3 protein-coding genes are annotated in these 4,059 nt (G+C 47.8%); all 3 read left to right on the forward strand.

Features of this window, described 5'->3' with window-relative positions; all coding sequences use genetic code 11:
- Positions 1-41 precede the first annotated feature (41 nt).
- The 3 genes from Q0140_RS04250 to cmoA all read left to right on the forward strand — a co-directional run bounded on the left by Q0140_RS04250 (position 42) and on the right by cmoA (position 3,563).
- Positions 42-554, forward strand: a complete 513-nt coding sequence (locus Q0140_RS04250; protein WP_297962209.1) for a lipocalin family protein — start codon at positions 42-44, stop codon at positions 552-554.
- Entirely contained in the window at positions 554-1,954 is a 1,401-nt protein-coding gene (locus tag Q0140_RS04255) for a riboflavin kinase (RefSeq protein WP_297962211.1), read from the forward strand. The genes Q0140_RS04250 and Q0140_RS04255 overlap by 1 nt, the downstream gene beginning before the upstream one ends.
- Positions 1,955-2,858: 904 nt before the next feature.
- The gene (gene cmoA / locus Q0140_RS04260; RefSeq protein ID WP_297962213.1) at positions 2,859-3,563 is read left to right on the forward strand and encodes a carboxy-S-adenosyl-L-methionine synthase CmoA; all 705 of its coding nucleotides are present in this window, start codon (positions 2,859-2,861) and stop codon (positions 3,561-3,563) included.
- Positions 3,564-4,059: the final 496 nt, after the last annotated feature.

The raw sequence follows: 4,059 nt of genomic DNA on the forward strand, positions 1-4,059 counted from the left end.
GGGAAATCAAGAATTTTTCTATCTTCTAAAAAGGACGAACGATGAAATTTAAAAACTTAATTATATTGGCGCTAAGCGTGCTATTTTTGGGCTCATGCGCCAAAAGTCTGAGCCCAAAAGCGCCGATCGTAAAAAACTTCGACATCGCTAAATTTAGCGGCGGCTGGTATGAGATCGCCCGTATGAAGGGCGGCGGAGAGCTGCAAAATACCGCGTACGAGTGCTTCATCGATAAAAACTCCACGATCAATCTTTTAAAAACCGCCAAAACAAGCTCGGGCAAAATCGAAAACGAGCAGCACGTATTGGAGTTCGCAGGCGATAAAAACGTAGGCCTGCTCTATCAAAAAGGCCTGATTTCCGACTCTCTCTACCGCGTGGCGCAAGTCGACGGCGACTATCGCTACGCCCTAATCTTCGGCGCCGATACAAGCGAGCTGTATATCCTCTCGCGCACCAAAACCCTACCCGAGCCGATCCGCATCGTTTATCTAAAAAAGGCGAAGCACAGCGGCTACGACACCAAAAAAATCGTCTGGACGAAGCAGAAGTAATGGCTAATCAAAAATCATGTAAAGACCATACAGAGGCTTCGCTGCGGAACTTTAAAGAGCAAAATTTCGTATCGCAGAATTCCAGCTTGAAAAATTTTACGGAACAGAATTTCACAAGCAATGGAGAAAATTCATCTCAAAATATTAAACGCCCAAGGCAAGAGTTGAGTGAAAACAAAGCCGGCGATGCGCACCGCGCAGATGAAGCAGGCACCAACACCTCTTGCAGCAATGAAACGACTTTTGGCAGTAAAACGGCTTATAACGACGCTTGCAGCAATGACGTAGACGTGCAGGCTCAAGGCACGCTTCCTGCTTGTGCGGAAGTGCTGCGTGCGCGCCTAAGCGAGCAGTTCACACGTGGCGAGATTTTCGCAACGCTACAAGGCGCAAACCGCGATAATGTGCGCGCCGTAGCGATCGGTAACTTCGACGGCATGCACCTTGGACATCAAAAATTATTTGAGCGCCTAGGCGAGCAAGGCGCAATAATCGTAATCCTAGCTGGTGGTGGCACGAAGCTAACCCCTTTTGCGTCGCGGCAGGCTTTTACGGACAAAAAGATTTTTTATTGCGATCTACGCGCTATCAAAAGCCTTAGCGGAGGCGAATTTATCGCACTTTTAAGGCAGAATTTCATAAATTTACAAAAAATTGTCGTCGGCGAGGACTTTAGATTTGGGCGTGATCGGGCGTGGGACGTAGAATTTTTAAGGCGCGAATTTCGCGGGCAAACCTGCGTCTTAGGGGAGTTTTGCTTAAGCGGCGGCGGCGTGCATTCAAGTAGGATCAAGGAACTTTTATCGCGCGGACGGTGCGAAGAAGCGGCGGAACTTTTGGGGCGAGATTACGAGATCTGCGGGCGGATCGTGCGCGGTCAGGGGCGCGGGGCGCGGGAGTTCGTAGCGACGCTAAATCTTGATGCGAGCGGCTATTTTATGCCAAAAAGCGGCGTATATGCGAGCCTAGTACGCGCCGGAAGCAAGGAATTTGCAAGCGTGAGCTTCTTGGGACATAGGCTCAGCACTGATGGGGCTTTTGCGATTGAAACGCACATTTTAGAGGATTTTGCGGGCTTTGAAGCGGGTTTAAATTCCGCACAAGATCGCGCGCCGTGCTGCGGGGGGCAAGCCGCACATTTTGCGCAAAATTTAGATGAAATTTCGGCGTGTAATTCAGTAGAAATTTCTACACAAAATTTTGCGGCGAGTGAGAGCTTGGACGCCGAAAATAAAAATTTAGAGGTTGCGGACAAAAACAGCGGCGCGAAATTTGCTTGCGTGAAATTTATAAAGTTCCTACGTGAAAATCGCAAATTTAGCGATCTAGCGCAGCTTAAAGAGCAGATTTTAAAAGACGCTACGGAGGCGGAGGCGGTACTACGAAGCCGCAAATTTTAATCTACGGCTTGTAAGCTTAAAGATGAAATTTGCGGGCTGTGCGCTTTGAATTTAATGCATCCGTCTGCGTCGTCCCGTATAAAAGTCGTGTGCCCGTTGTCACTGAGAATACTTGGTGCACCGCCGCGTCTGCGATGCCATATGGGAAGTGCGCACAAAAGCGGCGCGCAAACCGATAAAAAGTTGTTAAATTTTAATGGCGTACCGCCTGCAGGACTTTAACGCACCTTGAGCTTCAGCTCATGCAAAACAAGGCAAGTGCAAGCTGCGCCGAGAATTGAGAACGATAAAAAATCTTAGTTGTGCTGCGAAGCTTTAAAATTTAGCAGGGCTGAGCTTCCGAGCAAGAGCCAAGCGGCTAAATTATACGCCTAGCTAAACGCGGGATTTTGTCAAGCGGGCTCCATTTTACGGCGCGTAAAATCGCAAAATGGGCGCGAAATTCTACCAATATAGCTTTGGCTATGCTTTTAGTTTAAGTTCGTAATTAAAGAATTTAAAGGAGCTGTTTTGGCAGTGCGAGATTTGGCGGCGTAAAATTTAATGCTGAGAAATTCCAAGCCCGCTAAATACGGCGCAAAATTTTAAGAACGTATTTGCGCGGTGCGGAATTTTAGTGTCTTGTCAAGCAAGACGTGAAATTTAATCATGCATCGAGCATATCCGGGCTAGAAGTTGGGCGCAAACTGCGATGCAGCTCGCTTGCATCAAAAGCGCTCATGCTGCGTTTAAAATTTAGGTATGCTTACGCGCGGGGCAAACTAAGCGCAAAAATTCCATGCGTAGCGGTCGCAAATCGAGTGTCGTGCAAGCGCAGGAAGCACGGTGTGAGAATTCTGCGCTCAGTATGCGCAGAAAATATAAATCGAGTGCTGCGCTAATAGCGAAACTAAAAAGGAAACGTATGAAAGACGAAATTTTTAAAGAGCCTATCAAAAAACAGTTTGAGTTTGACGCCAGCGTCGCGTCGGTTTTTGATGATATGATCGGGCGCAGCGTGCCGTTCTATGAGGCTAGCACGCGGCTTGGCAGCGAGCTTTTAGCACGTATATTGCCACAAAAGGCCCGCGTGATCGATCTTGGCTGCTCGACTGCGACCGCGCTGCTGGCGCTGTTTGCGCTGCGCCCCGATCTGCGGCTGTGCGGCATCGACAGCTCGGAGGCGATGATACAAAACGCCCGCGCCAAGGCGGCAGCGTTCGGCGCGAAGCTCGAGCTTAGCGTATCGGACGTGCTGGATGCGAGCCTCGCGGACTGCGACGCCGTGATTTTAAACTACACCCTGCAGTTCATCAGACCGCCGCGCCGCGCCGCGCTAGTGAGTAAAATTTACGACGGATTGCGCGAGGGCGGGGTTTTGATCTTTAGCGAAAAGATCGTCTACGAAGAGCCTGCGCTCGCGCGTCAGATGATCGAAATTTACGAGGATTACAAGCGCGCGCAGGGCTACTCGCGCTACGAGATCGCGCAAAAACGCGAGGCGCTCGAAAACGTACTCGTGCCCTACACCGAGGCGGAAAACCGCGCCTTGGCGCTAAGCGCAGGCTTTAAACGCGTCGAAAGTATCTTTAAATGGGCAAATTTTATGAGCTTCGCGGCGTTTAAATAGAAGTTCAAATTGCAAGAAGCAAAATTATTTTTAAAAATTCCAAAAAATGAAATTCTACGAGCCGCCCTATTTTTGGTGGCATGATAAAAGCTTCATCTAAATTCTTTGGAATTTGACAATTAAATTTTGATGCAGATTAGATTATCCAAACAGCGCGAATGCATAATTCTAACTGTATGCAAGACGGCGCAGATAAAATTTATCGTCACCTATGATTTAAAAATTCCGTCACAAGCCAGAACCACGCAAGTCATTAGAATTTGACAAAATTTTAAAATTCCTACGGAATTTTAAAATTCATAACTCAGGCAAAATTACAAAATTTTACAAAATTCTCAAAAAATTCAAATGTCAAAAAAGCGTGGCTGTATAACGGGTATAAAAAAAGCGCCCGCCGTTTGACGGACGCCGTGTATAAATCGCGGGGCGAAATAAACGCCGCCGCGAGCAAAGGAGCTTATTTATCTCTTAAATTTAACTCGCTAACGAGCTTGGA

Source organism: uncultured Campylobacter sp., from assembly GCF_938045405.1.
Taxonomy (GTDB): Bacteria; Campylobacterota; Campylobacteria; order Campylobacterales; family Campylobacteraceae; genus Campylobacter_B.